This is a genomic window from Pseudomonas sp. D1-1, assembly GCF_051132225.1.
Taxonomy (GTDB): Bacteria; Pseudomonadota; Gammaproteobacteria; order Pseudomonadales; family Pseudomonadaceae; genus Aquipseudomonas.
Genome location: NZ_CP071676.1, coordinates 2,830,204 through 2,849,213, shown reverse-complemented (window position 1 = coordinate 2,849,213; position 19,010 = coordinate 2,830,204). Strand labels below are relative to the sequence as shown.

Genomic DNA, 19,010 nt, shown 5'->3' with positions numbered 1-19,010 from the left:
CATGTTTTCTACAAGCCTTACCGTTAATGACGTGCTGTACCTGCTTGAGGGGGCCTGGGTCACGGTGCAATTGACCGCGTGGTCGATCCTGCTGGGCACCGTCGCCGGGTTGCTGTTCGGCTTGCTACGGGCGTTGCTGCCCCGCGCCAGCCTGCCGTTGGCCTGGGTATTGGACGTGTTTCGCAGTGTGCCGTTGCTGATCCAGTTCGTGCTGTTCAATTCCCTCAAGAGCATCGTCGGCCTGGACCTCAGTGCTTTCGCCGTCGGTTGTATCGTGCTCGGCGTCTACGCCGCCGCGTATTTCACCGAGATCGTCCGCGGTGGCGTGCTGGCGGTGCCGCTGAGCACCCGGCGGGCCAGTCGTTCCCTGGGCCTGAGCTACGTGCAGGACTTGCGCTTCATCGTCCTGCCGATCGCCACGCGGGTGGCCTTCCCTGGCTGGTTAAACCTGGTGCTGGGGGTGATGAAAGACACCGCCCTGGTGATGTGGATCGGCATCGTCGAATTGCTCCGCGCCTCGCAGACCATTGTCACGCGGATTCAAGAACCCCTGCTGGTGCTGTGCATCGCGGGCCTCATCTACTACGTCATGAGCCTGGTGGTCGCCCGCCTCGGCGCGCGCCTGGAAAGAAGGTGGCAGGAAAATGATTGAGATCGAAAACGTGCACAAATCATTCGGCAACCTGGAAGTGGTCAAGGGCGTCAGCCTGACGGTGGACAAGGGCGAAGTCGTCTCGATCATCGGCGGCTCCGGCTCCGGCAAGTCCACCCTGCTGATGTGCATCAACGGCCTGGAGCCAATCCAGAAAGGCAGCATCCGCGTGGATGGCGTGGAGGTCCACGACAGCGCTACCGATCTCAATCGCTTGCGGCAGAAGATCGGCATCGTCTTCCAGCAATGGAACGCCTTTCCCCACCTCACCGTACTGGAAAACGTCATGCTCGCGCCGCGCAAGGTCTTGGGCAAGAGCAAACAGGACGCCGAAGCGCTGGCGGTGCGCCAGCTTGAGCACGTCGGCCTGGGCGACAAGCTCAAGGCCTTCCCCGGCAAGCTGTCCGGCGGCCAGCAACAGCGCATGGCCATCGCCCGGGCGTTGGCGATGTCACCCGACTACATGCTGTTCGACGAAGCCACCTCGGCGCTGGACCCGCAACTGGTGGGTGAGGTGCTGGACACCATGCGCATGCTCGCCGAGGACGGCATGACCATGGTGCTGGTGACGCACGAGATCCGCTTCGCCCGCGACGTCTCCGACCGGGTGGCGTTCTTTTGCAATGGTCGGGTCCACGAAATCGGCCCGCCGGACCAGGTGATCGGCAATCCGCAGCAGCCGGAGACGGCGGCGTTTCTGAAATCGGTGAAATAGCGAATGGCCCCATCGCGAGCAAGCTCGCTCCCACAGGGTTCGGTGGTGACACTGATCAGCAGCCCATTTCCAGGGATTGGGTGGCCTATACAAAACCAGTGTGGGAGCGAGCTTGCTCGCGATGAGGCCCTAAAGGCCAACAAAAGGATCTGATCCATGCGCTCATCAAAAATCATCCATGTAGTCAGCTGCCACGCCGAAGGCGAAGTCGGCGATGTGATCGTCGGCGGCGTCGCGCCGCCACCCGGCGCCACCGTTTGGGAACAGTCACGCTGGATCGCCCAGGACCAGACCCTGCGCAACTTCGTCCTCAACGAACCCCGGGGCGGTGTGTTTCGCCACGTCAATCTGCTGGTGCCGGCCAAGGACCCGCGGGCGCAAATGGCCTGGATCATCATGGAGCCGGCCGACACGCCGCCGATGTCCGGCTCCAACTCGCTGTGCGTCGCCACCGTGCTGCTGGACAGCGGCATCCTGCCGATGAGCGAACCCCAGACGCGGTTGGTGCTGGAAGCACCGGGTGGCCTGATCGAAGCCGTGGCCGACTGCCGCGACGGCAAGGTGCAGCGGGTCGAGATCAAGAATGTGCCCTCGTTCGCCGACCGCCTCGATGCCTGGATCGAAGTCGAAGGCCTGGGTTCGCTGCAAGTGGACACGGCCTACGGCGGCGATAGCTTCGTCATCGTCGACGCCCAGCGCCTGGGCTTCGCCATCCGGCCTGACGAGGCGGCCGAGCTGGTGGCCGTGGGGCTGAAAATCACCCGCGCGGCGAACGAGCAATTGGGCTTCGTGCACCCGTTGAACGCCGACTGGTCGCACATATCTTTCTGCCAGATCGCCGCACCCCTTGTGACGGAAAACGGCATCGCCACCGGCGCCAACGCCGTCGTCATCCAGCCCGGCAAGATCGACCGCTCCCCCACTGGCACCGGCTGCTCGGCGCGCATGGCGGTGCTGCACGCCAAAGGCTTGATGCAACTGGGCGAGCGGTTTATCGGCCGCTCGATCATCGGCTCCGAATTTCATTGCCGGATCGATTCACTGACCGACGTGGCCGGACGCCCGGCGATCTACCCGTGCATCGCCGGACGGGCGTGGATTACCGGTACCCACCAGTTGTTGCTCGACCCAAGCGATCCGTGGCCGCAGGGCTATCGGCTTTCGGATACCTGGCCGGGGGCATGATTTCCAGCTTCCCCCAAAACATCTGTGGTGAGGGGATTTATCCCCGCTGGGCTGCGCAGCAGCCCCCTGGCCCTGACTGACACACTTAATTGCCTATACCGGGGCCGCTTCGCGCCCCAACGGGGATAAATCCCCTCGCCACACACCAAAAGGAGACACCCATGAGCAAACGCATCAACTGGAGCGGCGTATTCCCCGCTGTCACCACCCAATTCAACGACGACTTTTCGATCAACCTGGAAAAAACCCACCAAGTCATTTCCAACGTCATCCGCGATGGCGTTTCCGGCCTGGTGGTCTGTGGATCCGTGGGGGAAAACACCTCCCTGAGCGCCGAGGAAAAAATCGCCGTGACCGAAGTGGCGGTGGACGCCTCCCGTGGCAGGGTGCCGGTGATATGCGGCGTGGCCGAGTTCACCAGCGTGCAGGCCGCCAAGGTCGCCAACGCAGTGCGCAAGGTCGGTGTCGACGGGGTCATGCTGATGCCGGCGCTGGTCTACGGCTCCAAGCCGTTCGAGACCGCCGAACATTTCCGCTACGTGGCCCGGCATGCCGACGTGCCGCTGATGGTCTACAACAACCCGCCGATCTACAAGAACGATGTCACCCCGGACATCCTGATTTCCCTGGCCGACTGCGACAACGTGGTGTGTTTCAAGGATTCCTCCGGCGACACCCGCCGCTTCATCGATGTGCGCAACGAAGTCGGTGATCGCTTCGTGCTGTTTGCCGGTCTCGATGACGTGGTCCTGGAAAGCCTCGCCGTCGGCGCCGAGGGCTGGGTCTCGGGCATGTCCAACGTGTTCCCGAAAGAAGGCGAAACCATCTTCCGCCTGGCCCGCGCCGGACGGTTCGCCGAAGCCATGCCGATCTACGAATGGCTGATGCCGATCCTGCACCTGGACGCCCGCGCCGACCTGGTCCAATGCATCAAGCTGTGCGAAGCCATCGCCGGTCGCGGCAGCGCCCTCACCCGCCCACCGCGCCTGGCCTTGCCGGAAGAAGACCGCGTGTACGTGGAGCAGATCATGGCCAAGGCCCTGGCCAATCGGCCGGCGTTGCCGGATGTGGGGCTGTAAAGCCGCAGCCGATGAAAACCCTGTGGGAGCGAGCCTGCTCGCGAAAGCGGTCTGCCTGATTCGAAGGTGCTGGATGTGCCGCCGTCTTCGCGAGCAGGCTCGCTCCCACAAAGGTTGCCCTCTGTTCGTAGGGCCAACCGACCAGCAACACGTCGCCACCGCCAGTCTTTGCTACGCTTTCGCCCGGCGCAACGACGCGAACGGGAGGCGTTCCATGAACTATTTCCTGGCCCAGGCCCTGAACAACCAATGGGCCAACCACCGGCTGCTGGGCGCCTGCACGCAACTGAACACGGCCGAATACGAAGCCTACCGCACCAGCTTTTTCCCCTCCATCCAAGCCACGCTGTGCCACATCCTTGAGGTTGACCGTTATTACCTGACTGCCCTGGAAGGCGATGTTGACGGCCAGGAACGGGATTTCTACCAGACCCTGGCTTTCGCTGAGCTCAAGGAAAACCAGGGCAAGACCGACCAGCGGCTGGTGGCTTTCTGCGAAACCCTGCGGGAAACGGACCTTGCCCGCTCCATCGACCTGGTGCGCTCCGACGGCAGGGTATGCGAGCGGATCGACCGGTTGCTGTTGCACCTGTTCGAGCACCAGATCCACCACCGCGGCCAAGTCCATACCATGCTCAGCGCCACCCACGTCGAGCCGCCGCAACTCGATGAATTCTTTCTCGACTGCGACCGACGTTTCCGCGAGGTCGAGGAACAGCTGCTCCAACTCGACGGGCAGCGGGTCTGGAGCGAATATCATCCCAATTGAACCGGAGAGCTTGTCATGAACTTCACCCTTCGCTGCATTGGTTTATCGTCGTTGCTGGTCGCCACGGCGGCGTTTGCCCACCATGGCTGGAGCGAATACGACGCCAGCAACCCCTTGACGCTGGAAGGCACGATAAAGCAATCCGGGTATTCCCATCCCCACGGCACCGTGCGCCTGCAAACCACCGACAAGACCTGGACCGTAGTGCTGGCGCCGCCCTCACGCATGGAAAGCCGCGGGCTGACCAAGGACATGCTCAAGGCGGGTAACTCAGCCACCGTGGTCGGCTATGCCAACCGCAACAAACCCGATGAACTGCGCGCCGAGCGCATCACCATTGATGACAAGACCACCGAGTTGCGCTGATGCAGGCCACGGGGCCGGCCGCGCAAGGCTGGATGGACCGGCTGGCCGACTCGTCGCTGGCATTGGCCATGCGCGACGAGCTATGGCTGTACCCGCTGGTGGAGGTGCTGCACATCATCGGCTTTTCGGTGCTGGTGGGCGCGGTGGTGATGTTCGACTTGCGCGTCCTCGGCCTGTCCAAGGCCATCGCCGTGACCGCCCTCGCCCGGCACCTGCTGACCTGGGCCGTTGCGGCCCTGCTGCTGATCGTACCGGCCGGGCTGATGATGTTCAGCGCGCACCCGCAGGATTTCGCCGGCAATAACGTCTTTATCCTCAAGCTCGGTCTGATTGCGGCGGCGGGCATCAACGCCATGCTGTTTCATGCTGGAACCTACCGTTCGGTCGAACAATGGAATACCGGCCAGAAGGCCCCCGGGCTGGCGCGTGTCCAGGCACTGGTATCGATCGCGCTATGGATCACGGTGATTCTCTGCGGTCGACTGCTGGCCTACACCTGAGCCATCCCTGAGCCATACGTGAAAAAAAGACGATGGCCGCTGCCGGCCATCGCCAATCGCCCACCTCAGGCGCCCTCAGATCCGTGCCGGAGACACGATGATCTTGACGTTATGCTCCTTGTTATTGACCAATTCCTCGAAACCCTGCCCGACGATCTGCTCCAGCTGGATGCGCCCGGTTACCAGCGGTGAAATGTCCAGGCGCCCGTCGGCGATGAAGGCGATCACGTCGGCGAACTCGCCGTTATAGGCCAGCGCGCCAAGCACCTGTTTCTCGGTGGACACCAGCTCGAAGAAGTTGAACTCGCTCGGTTCTTCGAATATGCCCACCAACACGCATTTGCCGGCCTTGCGGATCAGGTCGATGGCGAACTTGGCGGTGTGCTTGTTGCCGATGCATTCGAAACTGACGTCAGCCCCCAGGCCGCCGGTCAGGCGGCTTACTTCGGCCAGGGCATCGCACTGGTTGGGATCGATGACGTGGCTGGCGCCGACTTCCAGGGCCTTGGCCTTGCGCGCGCCGGACATTTCCAGGGCAATCACCTGGGCCGCGCCGGCGGCCTTGGCGCACATGATGGTGCACAGGCCGATGGTGCCGGCGCCGACCACCACCACGTTCTGACCCAGCAGGCTGCCGGCCTTCTTCACCGCGTGCATGCCCACCGCCAGCGGCTCGATCAGCGCGCCGGCCTCGGCGGGGAAGTCCGCCGGTAGCTTGTAGAGCAGGTTGGCCGGGACGTTGACCAATTCAGCGAACGCGCCGTTGTTCATCAATCCGGTGAACGCCAGGTTCTCGCAGATGTTGTACAGCCCATGAGTGCAGTAATAACAGGTGCCGCAATGCTGGCAGGCATCGGCCGCCACCGGCTCGCCGACGCTGAAGCCTTCGACGTCGGCGCCCAATTCGACGATTTCACCGCAGAATTCATGACCGAGGATGCACTGGCCCTTGATGCCGGTCAGCGGGTGCGGCGCGTCCACCGGGATGAACACTGGCCCAGCCACGTATTCATGCAGGTCCGAGCCGCAGATGCCGCACCATTGCACGCGGATCTGCACCCAACCGGCAGGCGGTGGAACAGGCAGCGGCACGTCTTCGACGCGGATGTCGTTGCGGCCATGCCAGACGGCGGCGCGCATGCTGCGGGTCGGCTTGATTGAAACGTTCATAGCTTTGTCTCCTATTCTGGCGGGGCGGCGAATCAGTCGCCGCCCGCTTGATCAGTGCTGCTGAATGAAATCCAGGATCAATCGATTGACCTGCTCGGCTGCCTCCATCTGCACCATATGCCCCTGGCCTGGCAGCACCTCGACCCGCGCCGCCAAGCCGTCGGCATGAGCCGCCGGGATGATCGCGTCGTCACTGCCCCAGATCACCAGGGTCGAAACGTGGCCGGCCTGGACCACTTCGCGCAGGTCCACCTGTTGGCGGCCGTCCTTGAAAACACTCTCGGCCAGTTGGCGCAGGGCCGCGTCCACGCCTTCGAGGCGCTTGTACTTGAGCATGTCGTCGAGCATCTGGCGGTTGACCAGCTCGGCATTCGAGAACAGTTGCACGAGCTGCGGCTTGAGGGCATTGCGGTTGGCGGCGTCGACGAAGCCCTGCAGGTAGCTGCCATTGATCTCCGCGCCCAGGCCGGCGCTGCCGATCAGGGTCAGCGAGCGCAAGCGTTGCGGCATCAGTCGTGCGACATTCAACGCCACCGCCCCGCCCATCGAATGCCCCACCAGGTGAGCCGCGTTGATATCCAGGTGATCGAGCAAGGCCAGCACCACGCCACTCAATTCATCGAGATCGCCGCGTTGCAGGGTTTTCGCCGATTCACCATGGCCCGGCAGGTCCAGGGCAATGACCCGCCGTCCGGCGGCCAGGGCTTCATGGTTGAACAGCCAGTTGTTCAGGTCGCCGCCAAAACCATGTATCAGCACCAGGGGCGTAGCGCCCTCACCGCGCTCGAAGTAACGGATCACCCGCCCGTCCAACTCGATTTTCTGCGGTTTCGGACCGCTGTCCTCATCGGCGGCGTCGCCCGGGACGAAATTGGATTGGAACTGCTCGATAACCGCATCGATCTCGGCGTCGCTGGCCTCGCCTTCGACGACGACACCGAGCAAGGCGCCGACCGGCAGGGTTTCGTCCTGACGGGCGACCTGCCGACGCAGGATGCCGGAAAACGGCGCCTCCACGCTGCTGGAGATCTTGTCGGTCTCGACGTCCATCACTTCATCGCCCTTGGTGATGGCCTGCCCCTCTTCCTTGAGCCAGGCATCGACCCGGCCCTCGGTCATCGACAGGCCCCACTTGGGCATGGTCAGGGTAAAAATCTGGCTCATCAGCGCTTGCTCCACTCGATCACGTTGAGCACGGCTTGTTCGATCTTCGCCGCGTCGGGGATGTACAGGTCTTCCAGGGAATCGGAGAACGGCACCGGGGTATGTGGCGCGGTGACCATTTCAATCGGCGCCTTGAGCGCACCGAAGGCTTTTTGCGCGACCAGCGCCGAGATATCGGTGGCCATCGAGCAGCGCGGGTTGGCCTCGTCGATCACCACCAGGCGGCCGGTCTTCTCGACACTTTCGAGGATGCTGTCCTCGTCCATCGGGCTGGTGGTGCGCAGGTCGATCACCTCGCAATCGATGCCGCGCCCGGCGAGGTTGCGCGCCGCGTCCAGCGCGGTGTTGACCAGCCGGCCATAGGACACCAGCGTGATGTCCTTGCCGTCGCGCAGGAAGTTGGCTTCGCCGAACGGCACGGTGTAGAGCTCCTCCGGCACCTCGCCTTGCATGCTGTAGAGCAACTTGTGCTCGCAGAAGATCACCGGGTCGTTGTCGCGAATCGCCTGGATCAGCAGGCCCTTGGCGTCGTACGGCGATGACGGGCACACCACTTTCAGCCCGGGAATGTGCGTCCATAAGGACGTGAGCATCTGCGAGTGCTGGGCGGCGGCGCGCAGGCCCGCCCCGACCATGGTGCGGATTACCAGGGGCGTGGAGGCCTTGCCGCCGAACATGTAGCGAAATTTCGCCGCCTGGTTGAGGATCTGGTCCAGGCAGCACCCGGCGAAGTCGACGAACATCAGCTCGCACACCGGGCGCACACCGCAGGTGGCCGCGCCGACCGCCGCGCCGACGTAGCCGATCTCGGAGAGCGGCGTATCCAGCACGCGTCCGGGAAACTGGTCGTAAAGCCCCTTGGTGACGCCGAGCACGCCGCCCCAGGCGTCGTTTTCACCGGGTGCACCGGCGCCGCCAGCGACGTCCTCGCCCATGATGAACACGCTGGAGTCGCGGCGCATTTCCTGGGCCAGGGCTTCGTTGATTGCCTGCTGATAGCTGATTTTTCTCGCCATGATGGGATTCTCTGTTCTTGTTTTCAGGGGAATTCAGGGATAGCTGACGTAGACGTCGGTCAGCAGGTCGGCAGCCGCGGGCTTGGGATCGGACTTGGCCTTGTACACGGCGTTTTCGATCAGCAGCTCGACTTCCTTGTCGACCTGGTCCAACTGCTCGACCGTGAGCAGACCGGCCCGCGTGGTGCGCTCGCGGAACTGCATCAGGCAGTCCTGGTTCTCGCGAAAATGCTTGACCTCATCCGGCGCTCGATAGGTCTGGGCGTCGCCCTCGAAGTGGCCGTAGTAGCGGGTCAGCTTGACCTCGATCAGCGACGGCCCTTCCCCGGCCCGGGCGCGCTCGACGGCGGCACCGGCCGCTTCATGCACGGCGAAGAAGTCAAAGCCGTCGACCGTCACCCCGGGCATGCCGAAGCCGGCGGCGCGGTCGGCGATGTGATCGCAGGCCACCGACCAGTTCGACGCGGTGGCTTCGGCGTAGCCATTGTTTTCCGCGATGAACAGACACGGCAGGTTCCACACCGAGGCCATGTTCATGGCTTCGAAAACCGCGCCTTCGTTGGAGCCGCCGTCGCCGAAAAACACCACGGCGACGCTGTCGGTGCCCTTGAGCCGGGCCGCCAGGGCGGCGCCGACCACCAGCGGCGCACCGGCGCCGACGATGCCGTTGGCACCGAGCATGCCTTTCTCGAAATCGGCAATGTGCATCGAGCCGCCCTTGCCTTGGCAGACGCCGGTTTTCTTGCCGTAGATCTCGGCCATCATCCCGTAGACATCGACGCCCTTGGCAATGCAATGGCCATGGCCCCGGTGGTTGGAGGCGATGCAATCGTCATCGCCCAGATGGGCCATGACGCCAGCGGCCGAAGCCTCTTCGCCTGCATAAAGGTGAACAAAACCGGGGATCTCGCCGGTGGCGAACTCCACGTGCAAGCGCTCTTCGAAGGCGCGGATGGTGCGCATCACTTGATAGGCGTGCAGCAATTGATCGTGGGTGAGCGGTGTCGACATTTTTATTCTCCAGGGGTGTCTTCTTGAAGGTTCAAGGGGTGTTGCGGGTGCTCGCGACCGATGGCCAACAAGCGTTGTTGCGCGGCGTAGCTGAGCACCGCGTTGACGTCGATGCTCAGCGGGCCGCCGGCATCGAGGGTGATCGTGGGTCGGTCATGGACGTTGAATTCGATTTCCCGCTCGCCGTCCAGGGCCAGCGTGCCGCTGGACAGCGACAAGCCGTGGGCAACGCCTGGCTCCAAAGGGCCGGCGGCAAGCACGCCACAGCCCTGCAGCAGACCGGGGGCCAGTGGCACCAGCAGCGCTTCGGGCGATTGCGGGTCCAGGCGCATCCAGGCGCCGCCCGGGGCCTGGCGGGACACCGGCAACCACAAGCCGCACAGCGCCGACAGGCCAATGGATTGCGGTTCGGCAAAGGTCACGAAGACTTCGGCCAGATCCTGCGCCCGGCTGATGGCCCGGGCGCCGACAAAGCGCAGCGGCGACACGGCGACATCCACCAGCGCAACTTCCCGCAAGCCACGCCCGGCGTCGCAGACCAGCAGGCGTTTGTTGCGACGCAAGCCGATCAGGTCTGGAATCCGCCCGCTGGCGTACAACCCGCCGGCCAGCCCGGCACTGGTGGCCTCGCGCAGCTCCGGGAAGGCGTTGTTGGTGCCGGTGGAAAGGGTCAGTAATGGAATATCACCGACTTCGGCGGCCACTGCCTTGTGGGTACCGTCGCCGCCGAGCACCGCGATCAGCGCCACTTCGCGCTCGGCCATCAGGCGCGCGGCCCGGCGGGTGTCTTCGACGGTCTGGCGCAGGGTCAGGTCGAGAAACTCCAGGGCCGGCCAACGGCTGCTACGGGCCTGACGACTGTGGCTGTTCTTCAGCACGGCGGCGGCCATGCCGATCATGTCGGTCGGCATCAGCACCCGTTCGATGCCGGTGGCGCCGAACGCGGCCAGCAGGCGCTGGATCACCGAGACTTTGTCGGTACTGGAAAACAGCCCGGCGTTGGCGGTCAGACGGCGTACGTCACGGCCCGAGGCGGGGTTGGCGATGATGCCGACGGTGAGCGGACGGCGACTCATGTCGCCACCACGGGGTAGGCAGGCAAATGACCTGGGCAGATAGACATAGGCACCTCTTTCTTATTCTTGGAAGCCCACCTGATGTGGGTCCAAGGCCTAGAGCAAAGCCGGTGCCAGTTACCCGTTGAATGCTGGAAAGCCTCGATATAGAGCGCTTCAAACGTAAGTTCGGGTGCGCCGGGACGGTGCTTGGTGAGACGCCACATGTCAGCCTGCACGGGACGGCGGCGAGACGTTGAGACGTTGCGTCTCACCTCGGTGCCTGCGCTGCGCCGGGCTTGCCGGCGCCCGGTGATCAGCGCTTAATGTGCGCACAACGACAAGAAGCTGAACCGGAGGCCCCAATGCTTTCCGCTCACTCCCGGGCGCATGTGGATTGCGTCAGCCGCGTGCTGAAGAACGCCGCGCAGCTGCCGCAACTGCCGGTGCCGGACCTGATCTTCGACTCCTGGCGCCGCTCCATGGAGCAACATCACCTGGACCCAGGCTCATTGCAGGGCCCGCGCATCCTTTCCCACGAAGTGCTCAAGCAATGTCGCGAGCGCTCGGAACTGTTCCTCAACATCGCCAGCGATGAAGTGGCGCGCCTGCATGGCCGGGTGCGTGATGCCGACTATTGCGTGCTGCTGACCGATGCCCAGGGCCAGACCATCGACTATCGGGTGGAAACCACCCTGCGCAACGACTGCCGCAAAGCCGGGTTGTACCTGGGCACCTGTTGGTCGGAGGGTGAAGAAGGCACTTGCGGCGTGGCGGCCGTGCTCACCGCCAGGACGGCGGTGACGGTACACAAGCGCGACCATTTTCGCGCCGCGTTCATCGGCCTGACCTGCTCCGCCGCGCCGGTCTTCGATCCGCAAGGAGAACTGCTCGGGGTACTGGACGTTTCGGCGGTGCGTTCGCCGGACGATCGACGTTCTCAGCATCTGATCCGGCAAATGGTGGTGCAAAGCGCACGGGAGATCGAACAGGCGTTTTTCATGAGCAGTGCCCAGGGCTACTGGGTCTTGCGCGCCCATCGCAACGCCGGCTACGTCGACAGCCAGCCGGATTTCCTGTTCGCCTGGGATGACGATGGTTGCCTGCAAGCGCTTAACCCGGCGGCGCGCCATTACTTGCTGGAGCGCTACGGCCAGATGCCCCGGCATATCAGCCAGGTCTTCGACCCGCAGCTGTTGCACCGCGCCCGTGACGAAAGCCTCTATCCGCTCGACCCGTTCCTGCACGGCCGCCTGAGCGCGCCGCGACGCCGGGCGACCCCACGCAAGCGCGCCACGATGACCTCGACCGAGCTCGATCCACGCCTGGCCGACAGCCTGAGCCTGGCGGTGCGGGTCAAGGATCGCAACCTGCCGGTGCTGATCCAGGGCGAGACCGGATCCGGCAAAGAAGTCTTCGCCCGCCAGTTGCATCAGGCCAGCCAGCGTCGAGACCGACCTTTCGTGGCCCTGAACTGCGCGGCGATTCCGGAAAGCCTGATCGAAAGCGAATTGTTCGGTTATGTCGCCGGCGCCTTTACCGGCGCTTCGGCCAAAGGCATGCAGGGCCTGCTGCAACAAGCCGATGGCGGCACACTGTTTCTCGACGAAATCGGCGACATGCCCCTGACCCTGCAGACCCGCCTGTTGCGGGTACTGGCCGAAGGCGAAGTGGCGCCGCTGGGGGCCGCGCGGCGCAAGGCGGTGGACATCCAGGTGATCTGCGCTACCCACCGTGACCTGGAAACCCTGGTGGCAGCCGGCGAGTTTCGCGAGGATCTGTACTTCCGCCTCGGCGGTGCCCGGTTTCAATTGCCGCCGTTACGCGAGCGCACCGACCGGCTGGCGTTGATCAACCGCATCCTCGAGGAAGAATCGACCCTGTGCGGGGGCGCGGTGCAACTGAGTGGCCCAGCGCTGGAATGCCTGCTCGGTTACCACTGGCCGGGCAATGTGCGCCAGTTGCGACATGTACTGCGTTATGCCTGTGCGGTCTGCGAAGGGAGCGTGGTCCAGCTCAGTCATTTACCGGAGTCACTGCACGGCAGCGAAACCGCTGTTCGGGGGCCAGAACCCAGCGCCAGCCCGGAACGCCAGGCGCTGCTCGATGCCCTGGTGCGTCACCGCTGGAAACCCACCCCGGCGGCCCGGGCCCTGGGTATTTCCCGTGCGACGCTGTATCGCCGGGTGCATCAGCATGGCATCGAAATGCCCGGCAGGAGCCCCGGCTGAACCCTTATCGTCGGGCCAGTTCGTGACGCACGCATTGTTCGTAATAGGTCTGCTTGACGGCGGCAGGCTTGAGCCGCGATGCGCTGTTGTAGGTCTGCTCGGTAATGCCCAAGGCAGTCATGCGCATCCATGGCCGCGCAAACTTGCGCACCTGCAGCTTCTTGCGCGCCCCATACAGGCTGACACCGGACAGCTTCGACGCCTGGGCGCCCGCCGCAATGTCCGAACCCCAGCGACACACCGACTTCTGGTTAGAGGTAAGCGCCCTGGCCTGGGCTTCAAGCGAGACAGCGGTCAGCAACATGGCCGCCGCGATCCATATAGAAACGCGCATAGGTTTGTCGTCCAACATTCTGAAATGAAAGAAGTTTGACTTGGTGTGGATGAGCAAGGGGCCAGCATTTTCACTTTGCTCCCGGCCTTGGCGACGTAACTTAGAAATACTTATAGGATTGTTTCTCAAGCCGTTATTTTTAAATAACTTGTACCGTGGCGAGGGGATTTATCCCCGCTGGGCTGCAAAGCAGCCCCAACACCTGACAACTTGGTTTATCAGTAGGTCAAAGGGGCCGCTTCGCGACCCAGCGGGGATAAATCCCCTCACCACAGCAAGCTCCCTCACCACGGGTCAGTTGCTGGCCTTCGCTTCTTGCAGCAGTTGTTGAATCACTTGCTCCTGCTCTGCATAACGCCCTTCGCCAAAGTGGCTGTAGCGCACCTGCCCCTTGGCATCGATGAAGTAATGGGCCGGCCAGTACTGGTTGTTGAAGGCGCGCCAGATCGAATACTGGTTGTCGATGGCCACCGGGTAATGGATGTCGAGCTTGCGCACCTGTTCGCGGACGTTATCGATGATCTTCTCGTAGCCGTATTCCGGCGTATGCACGCCGATCACCACCAGCCCGTCCTTCTCGTATTTCTTCGCCCAACCATGCACGTACGGCAGTGTGTGCTGGCAGTTGATGCAATCGTAGGTCCAGAAATCCACCAGCACCACTTTGCCCCGCAGTGACTCGCTGTTCAGCGGTGGCGAGTTGAGCCATTGCACCGCGCCTGCCAGCGAAGGCATCGCGCCTTGGGCATCCAGGGGCGGCAGGCTGCTGGCGTCAGCCTTGCTGACCACGTAATCGATGGCCTTGGGCACGTTCTCCAGCAGGCTTTTTTCCAGGCTGGCGGACTGTTCGGAGGACGTCGCCGCCAACAACCGGTCATCTGCCCCGCTGCCGATCGCCACGGCCGCCAGCAACACCAGCCCGCCCGTCGCCCGACGCAGCCACGCGGTGATTGGCAACGACGGTTTCAGCCGACCGATCAGGCCACGCCCGGCCAGAATCAGCGTACCCAGCGACAAGGCGCTGCCCAGGCCGTAGGCAAGCAACAGCAGGCTGGTTTGCGCGCTGGCACCTTGCAGCATCGCCCCGGTCAGGATCACTCCGAGGATCGGCCCGGCGCACGGCGCCCAGAGCAGCCCCGTGGCGACGCCGATCAGCAGCGACGCCAGCGGCCCAGCCATCCGTCCAGCTCCGGCGTCGAGGCGATTGCCCAGGCTGACCAGCGGTCGTGCGAGCCAGGTGCCGACCCGGCTGAACATCAGCGACAAGGCAAACAGCACCATCACCACCAGGGCGACTTGCCGGCCGACGCTGCTGGCGCGGATGACCCACTCGCTGCTGACCACCGCCAGGCTCGACACCAGGGCGAAGGTCAGCACCATGCCGGCCAGAGTCAGCAGCACCGAGCCGCGCGATTGATTGGCGCGGGCGAACAGGAATGGCACCACGGGCAGGATGCAAGGGCTGAGGATCGTCAGGACCCCGCCGAGAAAAGCGATCAGAAGCATGGCAACACCTCAAAATGGGTAAAGCATGAATGGGAGCCAATACCTTTGTGGCGAGGGGATTCATCCCCGCTGGGCTGCGAAGCAGCCCCCTGGCTCTATCGGATACACAGAGTTTCAAGGCTTTGGGGCCGCTTCGCGACCCAGCGGGGATGAATCCCCTCGCCACAGAGGCCGGCTCGCATGGCTGCCGTGTTCTCAGTTCTGGTTGGTGCAGTGATCAGAAAACTTGCGATAGTCCAGCGCCTGCTCGTGCCCCGCGGAATCCAGATACGTCATGTGGGCAATGACCACGCCACAGGCCGGTTGCGGGTCTTCGGTCAGGGACAGCACTTTGCGCACGTCCAGGTGGCTGCCGTAGCTATAGGTCTGCGGCTGAACGTTGCTTTCGGCCCGGGCCGACAAGGTGCAGATGTTCAGCGCGGCAAACAGGCAGGCGGCGTAGATGGCTTTGGTGTTCATGACGATGTCCTCGATTCAATGGTTTATCGCAGAGGCCCGTTGTGTTGCCTCGATGGATGCCATTGAATGCCGCCCTGGTATCGCGCCTGTATCGGACCAGGGGGCTTTTTGCATCGCTGTGTATCCGCCGCGCGCCAGATACACTGCAATACAAACCGTCGCGGGCCAGGCCGGCTGGTGCCTGTAGACTGGCCAACAACAAAACGCCAAGGGGCAGAACAGCATGGATCATGTCGATCATGTGTTGATCGTCGATGACGATCGCGAGATTCGAGAGCTGGTGGGCAACTACCTGAAAAAGAACGGCCTGCGCACCACCGTGGTCGCCGATGGCCGGCAGATGCGGGCCTTCCTGGAAACCACCCCGGTGGACCTGATCGTGCTGGATATCATGATGCCCGGCGATGATGGCCTGGTGTTGTGTCGGGAACTGCGCGCCGGCAAGCACAAGGCGACGCCGGTGCTGATGCTCACCGCCCGCAACGACGAAACCGACCGCATCATCGGCCTGGAAATGGGCGCCGACGACTATCTGGTCAAGCCTTTCGCCGCTCGCGAGCTGCTCGCCCGAATCAACGCCGTGCTGCGCCGCACCCGGATGTTGCCGCCCAATCTGGTGGTCACCGAGAGCGGACGCCTGCTGGCGTTCGGTCGCTGGCGGCTGGACACCACCGCCCGCCACCTGCTGGACAGCGACGGCACCATGGTTGCCCTGAGCGGCGCGGAGTACCGTCTGTTGCGGGTGTTCCTCGATCATCCGCAGCGCGTGCTCAACCGCGACCAGTTGCTGAACCTGACCCAAGGCCGTGACGCCGATCTGTTCGATCGCTCCATCGATCTGTTGGTCAGCCGCCTGCGCCAGCGCCTGCTGGATGATGCCCGTGAGCCGGCCTACATCAAGACCGTACGCAGCGAAGGCTACGTGTTCTCGCTGCCGGTGGAGATCCTCGAGGCGTCGGTATGAAGCTGTCGCTGCGCTGGCCTCGTACCCTCGCCTCGCGCTTGTCGTTGATCTTCCTGATCGGCCTGGTCCTGGCCCAAGGCCTGTCGTTTGGCGTCCAGTATTACGAACGCTACGAGAGCGCGAAGAACACCATGCTCGGCAACCTCGAGACCGACGTCTCGACGTCCGTCGCCATCCTCGATCGCCTGCCGGCCGCCGAGCGTGAGGCCTGGCTGCCGAAACTGGCCCGGCGCAACTATGGCTACGTGCTCGACGAAGGCGAACCTGGCATGCCGATGTTGCCCGACAACGCACCGATATCGGTCAGTTCGATCCAGCAGGCCCTGGGCGAAGCCTATGCGCTGACCTATAACCAGATCCCAGGCCCGAAGATGCATTACCAGGCGCACCTGCGCCTGAAAGACGGCAACCCGCTGACCATCGATGTGCGTCCGGCCATGGCACCGCTTTCGCCCTGGCTGCCCGCGGTGCTGCTCGGGCAACTGGCGCTGTTGATCGGCTGCACGTGGCTGGCCGTGCGCATCGCCGTCAGCCCGCTGACCCGGCTGGCCCAGGCCGTGGAAACCCTCGACCCCAACGCCCACGGCGTGCGCCTGGACGAAAAAGGCCCGACCGAAGTGGTACACGCGGCAAAGGCGTTCAATGCCATGCAGGACCGCATTGCCGCCTACCTCAAGGAGCGCATGCAACTGCTGGCGGCGATTTCCCATGACTTGCAGACGCCCATCACCCGCATGAAACTGCGCGCCGAATTCATGGACGACGGCATCGAAAAGGACAAACTGTGCAGCGATCTGAGCGAGATGGAACACCTCGTGCGTGAGGGCGTGGCCTACGCTCGCAGCATCCATGGCGCCACCGAGGCCAGTTGCCGGATCAGCCTGGATGCGTTTCTCGACAGTTTGGTGTTCGACTACCAGGACACCGGCCAGGACGTACAGTTGTCGGGCAAGAACGCCGCCGTAATCGACACCCGTCCCCATGCGCTGCGGCGGGTGTTGGTCAATCTGGTGGACAACGCGCTGAAATTCGGCGGCGCGGCGCAGATCCAGGTCCAGCCTGCCACCCATGGGCAACTGGCGATCCAGGTGCTGGATCGCGGGCCCGGCATCAGCGAGGCAGAACTGGCCGAAGTGCTCAAGCCGTTCTACCGGGTGGAGAGCTCGCGCAATCGGGAAACCGGCGGCACGGGCCTGGGACTGGCCATTGCCCAACAATTGGCGAGTGCCATGGGCGGCTCGCTGACCTTGAGCAATCGCGATGGCGGCGGGTTGTGTGCCGAGTTGCGGTTGGCTTGCAATACCCCATCCGGAAGCTGATCAAGCGCCCTGTTGAATCTAATGCTGTTCACATGAGAAAGATGATGATCTGTGGCGAGTTGCCTTAACTGAACAGCATTACCCTGTGGGAGCGAGCTTGCTCGCGATAGCGGCGTGTCAGACGATTTCTGTTCAACTGACCTGACGCTATCGCGAGCAAGCTCGCTCCCACAGGGTTCGGTGTCGAAGTTTGTATATCAGTGTGTCAGCGGGCAGATGACATACACAAACTTGCACACCAGCGTCATTCCAGACACACCCCGCTTACACCCGCTTGAAAGACTCCTTGTGTCCCCGGCCACCCTGACGGCCGGGCCATGAATCCAAGGAGCCTACCCATGCCTGCCACCACCGCAACGCCACCTGCTTTCCGTTTCCAGGGCTGGTCGCTGTTCAGCCTGATCGCCGCCCTGGTGCTGTTGATGACCGCGCTGATCCTGGCACTCAACCCGGACCTCACCGAAGGCGTTCGCAGCGCCATTCGCGCCACCGCCCGGTCATCCTTTGCCCTGTTCCTGCTGGCCTTCACCGCTTCGGCATTCGCCGTGCTGGTGCCCTCGCCCTTGAGCAAATCCCTGGTGCGCGAACGGCGCTTCATCGGCTTGGCCTTTGCCTTTTCGCACCTGGTGCACGCGGTGTTGATCTATTGGTACGGCCAGCTCAACACCGAGTTCTGGCCCGGCCGCACGACCGTCGGCAATCTGCCCGGCAGTGTGGGTTATGTGTTCATCCTGCTGCTGGCCCTGACCTCGTTCAAAAGCACCACGCGGCTGATCGGCGCCACCGCCTGGAAACGCCTGCACACCACCGGCATGTGGGTGTTGGCGGCGATCTTTGCCTACTCCAACTTCAAGCGCATTCCGATGAGCGCCTGGTACGTGCTGCCCTTCGGCCTGATCTGCGCCGCCACGGCGGTCCGCCTGGTGGGCAAGCTCGCCCAGGCCAACAAGCGCCACGCCCTGCAACGTGCGGCCTGAGTAAGGGAGATCAAACATGTACGCGTCTTTTTCGAAAGCCTTGAACGGCCTGCACCTTAACCTCGACCACGCCGGCTCATGGCTCGCACCGCTGGGGCTGCGCCTGTTCCTGGCCTGGGAGTTCTTCGAGTCGGGCCTGGAAAAATGGCACGGCCAGAACTGGTTCGCGGAAATCCAGGCGGCCTTCCCGTTCCCTTTCAACCATGTGCCGGCCAGTTGGAACTGGGAACTGTCGATGTGGGCGGAGCTGATCTGCGCCATCGCCCTGCTGGTGGGCCTGGGCACACGTGTTTCGGCGCTGGTGCTGATGATCGTCACGGTGGTCGCGACGGCGGCCGTGCACTGGCCGGCGGATTGGTCGAGCCTGAGCGAACTGGCCCAGGGATACGCCATCACCAACAAAGGCTTTGGCAACTTCAAGCTGCCATTGATTTACCTGGTGGCGCTGCTGCCGTTGCTGTTGCAGGGCGCCGGGAAAATGAGTGTGGATGCCTTGCTGAAGACGCTGCAATCGGTAAAAAAATCGAAACCTTGAGCG

At 63.4% G+C, this 19,010-nt stretch carries 20 protein-coding genes; 12 read left to right on the top strand and 8 right to left on the bottom strand.

Annotation, left to right across the window (positions count from 1 at the left end):
• The first annotated feature begins 1 nt into the window (after position 1).
• The 7 genes from J3P86_RS12865 to J3P86_RS12835 all read left to right on the top strand — a co-directional run bounded on the left by J3P86_RS12865 (position 2) and on the right by J3P86_RS12835 (position 5,266).
• Entirely contained in the window at positions 2 to 652 is a 651-nt protein-coding gene (locus J3P86_RS12865; protein ID WP_434568543.1) for an amino acid ABC transporter permease, read from the top strand.
• On the top strand, positions 645 to 1,367 hold the full coding sequence (locus J3P86_RS12860) for an amino acid ABC transporter ATP-binding protein (RefSeq protein ID WP_305494738.1): 723 nt from the start codon (positions 645 to 647) through the stop codon (positions 1,365 to 1,367). Before J3P86_RS12865 ends, J3P86_RS12860 begins: the two co-directional genes overlap by 8 nt.
• A gap of 156 nt (positions 1,368 to 1,523) precedes the next feature.
• Complete coding sequence (locus J3P86_RS12855) at positions 1,524 to 2,552, top strand: trans-3-hydroxy-L-proline dehydratase (protein ID WP_434604877.1); 1,029 nt, start codon at positions 1,524 to 1,526, stop codon at positions 2,550 to 2,552.
• A 161-nt stretch (positions 2,553 to 2,713) separates the two neighbouring features.
• Positions 2,714 to 3,631, top strand: coding sequence for a dihydrodipicolinate synthase family protein (locus tag J3P86_RS12850; RefSeq protein ID WP_186632069.1), 918 nt, complete (start codon positions 2,714 to 2,716; stop codon positions 3,629 to 3,631).
• A gap of 214 nt (positions 3,632 to 3,845) precedes the next feature.
• Complete coding sequence (locus J3P86_RS12845) at positions 3,846 to 4,400, top strand: DinB family protein (RefSeq protein WP_434604876.1); 555 nt, start codon at positions 3,846 to 3,848, stop codon at positions 4,398 to 4,400.
• A gap of 15 nt (positions 4,401 to 4,415) precedes the next feature.
• On the top strand, positions 4,416 to 4,766 hold the full coding sequence (locus tag J3P86_RS12840) for a DUF6152 family protein (protein WP_434623818.1): 351 nt from the start codon (positions 4,416 to 4,418) through the stop codon (positions 4,764 to 4,766).
• Positions 4,766 to 5,266: a DUF6644 family protein gene (locus J3P86_RS12835; protein WP_434623820.1), complete on the top strand. Its 501-nt coding sequence runs from the start codon at positions 4,766 to 4,768 to the stop codon at positions 5,264 to 5,266. The genes J3P86_RS12840 and J3P86_RS12835 overlap by 1 nt, the downstream gene beginning before the upstream one ends.
• Before the next feature lie 75 nt (positions 5,267 to 5,341).
• On the opposite strand, the gene J3P86_RS12830 is transcribed toward J3P86_RS12835, so the two are convergent.
• From J3P86_RS12830 to J3P86_RS12810, 5 genes are all read right to left on the bottom strand, one after another.
• Positions 5,342 to 6,406, bottom strand: coding sequence for a 2,3-butanediol dehydrogenase (locus J3P86_RS12830; protein WP_434700639.1), 1,065 nt, complete (start codon positions 6,404 to 6,406; stop codon positions 5,342 to 5,344).
• 81 nt (positions 6,407 to 6,487) lie between these two features.
• Positions 6,488 to 7,600: an acetoin dehydrogenase dihydrolipoyllysine-residue acetyltransferase subunit gene (locus tag J3P86_RS12825; RefSeq protein WP_434700522.1), complete on the bottom strand. Its 1,113-nt coding sequence runs from the start codon at positions 7,598 to 7,600 to the stop codon at positions 6,488 to 6,490.
• Entirely contained in the window at positions 7,600 to 8,616 is a 1,017-nt protein-coding gene (locus tag J3P86_RS12820; protein WP_305494746.1) for an alpha-ketoacid dehydrogenase subunit beta, read from the bottom strand. Before J3P86_RS12820 ends, J3P86_RS12825 begins: the two co-directional genes overlap by 1 nt.
• A gap of 33 nt (positions 8,617 to 8,649) precedes the next feature.
• Positions 8,650 to 9,627, bottom strand: a complete 978-nt coding sequence (locus J3P86_RS12815) for a thiamine pyrophosphate-dependent dehydrogenase E1 component subunit alpha (RefSeq protein ID WP_434604870.1) — start codon at positions 9,625 to 9,627, stop codon at positions 8,650 to 8,652.
• Between the two features lie 2 nt (positions 9,628 to 9,629).
• Positions 9,630 to 10,703 carry an ATP-NAD kinase family protein gene (locus J3P86_RS12810; protein WP_434568550.1) on the bottom strand — a complete coding sequence of 358 codons (1,074 nt, stop codon included), beginning with the start codon at positions 10,701 to 10,703 and terminating at the stop codon, positions 9,630 to 9,632.
• A gap of 344 nt (positions 10,704 to 11,047) precedes the next feature.
• Here J3P86_RS12810 and J3P86_RS12805 point away from each other — a divergent pair, with 344 nt between their 5' ends.
• Positions 11,048 to 12,913 (top strand): sigma-54-dependent Fis family transcriptional regulator, encoded by a 1,866-nt coding sequence (locus J3P86_RS12805; RefSeq protein WP_434623824.1) that lies wholly within the window; start codon positions 11,048 to 11,050, stop codon positions 12,911 to 12,913.
• A gap of 4 nt (positions 12,914 to 12,917) precedes the next feature.
• On the opposite strand, the gene J3P86_RS12800 is transcribed toward J3P86_RS12805, so the two are convergent.
• The 3 genes from J3P86_RS12800 to J3P86_RS12790 form a co-directional block, all read right to left on the bottom strand.
• Positions 12,918 to 13,247, bottom strand: a complete 330-nt coding sequence (locus tag J3P86_RS12800) for a hypothetical protein (protein ID WP_434700521.1) — start codon at positions 13,245 to 13,247, stop codon at positions 12,918 to 12,920.
• Positions 13,248 to 13,541: 294 nt separating this feature from the next.
• Complete coding sequence (locus J3P86_RS12795) at positions 13,542 to 14,753, bottom strand: cytochrome c biogenesis protein DipZ (RefSeq protein ID WP_434700520.1); 1,212 nt, start codon at positions 14,751 to 14,753, stop codon at positions 13,542 to 13,544.
• Between the two features lie 195 nt (positions 14,754 to 14,948).
• Entirely contained in the window at positions 14,949 to 15,212 is a 264-nt protein-coding gene (locus J3P86_RS12790; protein WP_434700518.1) for a DUF2790 domain-containing protein, read from the bottom strand.
• Positions 15,213 to 15,435: 223 nt separating this feature from the next.
• Here J3P86_RS12790 and J3P86_RS12785 point away from each other — a divergent pair, with 223 nt between their 5' ends.
• The 4 genes from J3P86_RS12785 to J3P86_RS12770 all read left to right on the top strand — a co-directional run bounded on the left by J3P86_RS12785 (position 15,436) and on the right by J3P86_RS12770 (position 19,007).
• Positions 15,436 to 16,176, top strand: coding sequence for a response regulator (locus tag J3P86_RS12785; RefSeq protein ID WP_123344949.1), 741 nt, complete (start codon positions 15,436 to 15,438; stop codon positions 16,174 to 16,176).
• Complete coding sequence (locus J3P86_RS12780; protein WP_434604862.1) at positions 16,173 to 17,495, top strand: ATP-binding protein; 1,323 nt, start codon at positions 16,173 to 16,175, stop codon at positions 17,493 to 17,495. The genes J3P86_RS12785 and J3P86_RS12780 overlap by 4 nt, the downstream gene beginning before the upstream one ends.
• Before the next feature lie 338 nt (positions 17,496 to 17,833).
• Positions 17,834 to 18,472 (top strand): ferric reductase-like transmembrane domain-containing protein, encoded by a 639-nt coding sequence (locus tag J3P86_RS12775; RefSeq protein ID WP_434623831.1) that lies wholly within the window; start codon positions 17,834 to 17,836, stop codon positions 18,470 to 18,472.
• Between the two features lie 16 nt (positions 18,473 to 18,488).
• Positions 18,489 to 19,007 (top strand): HvfX family Cu-binding RiPP maturation protein, encoded by a 519-nt coding sequence (locus tag J3P86_RS12770; RefSeq protein WP_434623833.1) that lies wholly within the window; start codon positions 18,489 to 18,491, stop codon positions 19,005 to 19,007.
• The last annotated feature ends 3 nt before the right edge of the window (positions 19,008 to 19,010 follow it).

Bases quoted from the DNA above. Each gene is read 5' to 3' on its own strand.
- J3P86_RS12800 (WP_434700521.1), bottom strand. From the start codon at position 13,247: ATGCGCGTTTCTATATGGATCGCGGCGGCCATGTTGCTGACCGCTGTC.
- J3P86_RS12830 (WP_434700639.1), bottom strand. From the start codon at position 6,406: ATGCGCGCCGCCGTCTGGCATGGCCGCAACGACATCCGCGTCGAAGAC.
- J3P86_RS12850 (WP_186632069.1), top strand. From the start codon at position 2,714: ATGAGCAAACGCATCAACTGGAGCGGCGTATTCCCCGCTGTCACCACC.
- J3P86_RS12780 (WP_434604862.1), top strand. From the start codon at position 16,173: ATGAAGCTGTCGCTGCGCTGGCCTCGTACCCTCGCCTCGCGCTTGTCG.
- J3P86_RS12820 (WP_305494746.1), bottom strand. From the start codon at position 8,616: ATGGCGAGAAAAATCAGCTATCAGCAGGCAATCAACGAAGCCCTGGCC.
- J3P86_RS12860 (WP_305494738.1), top strand. From the start codon at position 645: ATGATTGAGATCGAAAACGTGCACAAATCATTCGGCAACCTGGAAGTG.
- J3P86_RS12805 (WP_434623824.1), top strand. From the start codon at position 11,048: ATGCTTTCCGCTCACTCCCGGGCGCATGTGGATTGCGTCAGCCGCGTG.
- J3P86_RS12815 (WP_434604870.1), bottom strand. From the start codon at position 9,627: ATGTCGACACCGCTCACCCACGATCAATTGCTGCACGCCTATCAAGTG.
- J3P86_RS12855 (WP_434604877.1), top strand. From the start codon at position 1,524: ATGCGCTCATCAAAAATCATCCATGTAGTCAGCTGCCACGCCGAAGGC.
- J3P86_RS12825 (WP_434700522.1), bottom strand. From the start codon at position 7,600: ATGAGCCAGATTTTTACCCTGACCATGCCCAAGTGGGGCCTGTCGATG.
- J3P86_RS12795 (WP_434700520.1), bottom strand. From the start codon at position 14,753: ATGCTTCTGATCGCTTTTCTCGGCGGGGTCCTGACGATCCTCAGCCCT.
- J3P86_RS12835 (WP_434623820.1), top strand. From the start codon at position 4,766: ATGCAGGCCACGGGGCCGGCCGCGCAAGGCTGGATGGACCGGCTGGCC.
- J3P86_RS12810 (WP_434568550.1), bottom strand. From the start codon at position 10,703: ATGAGTCGCCGTCCGCTCACCGTCGGCATCATCGCCAACCCCGCCTCG.
- J3P86_RS12775 (WP_434623831.1), top strand. From the start codon at position 17,834: ATGCCTGCCACCACCGCAACGCCACCTGCTTTCCGTTTCCAGGGCTGG.
- J3P86_RS12840 (WP_434623818.1), top strand. From the start codon at position 4,416: ATGAACTTCACCCTTCGCTGCATTGGTTTATCGTCGTTGCTGGTCGCC.
- J3P86_RS12865 (WP_434568543.1), top strand. From the start codon at position 2: ATGTTTTCTACAAGCCTTACCGTTAATGACGTGCTGTACCTGCTTGAG.
- J3P86_RS12770 (WP_434623833.1), top strand. From the start codon at position 18,489: ATGTACGCGTCTTTTTCGAAAGCCTTGAACGGCCTGCACCTTAACCTC.
- J3P86_RS12785 (WP_123344949.1), top strand. From the start codon at position 15,436: ATGGATCATGTCGATCATGTGTTGATCGTCGATGACGATCGCGAGATT.
- J3P86_RS12790 (WP_434700518.1), bottom strand. From the start codon at position 15,212: ATGAACACCAAAGCCATCTACGCCGCCTGCCTGTTTGCCGCGCTGAAC.
- J3P86_RS12845 (WP_434604876.1), top strand. From the start codon at position 3,846: ATGAACTATTTCCTGGCCCAGGCCCTGAACAACCAATGGGCCAACCAC.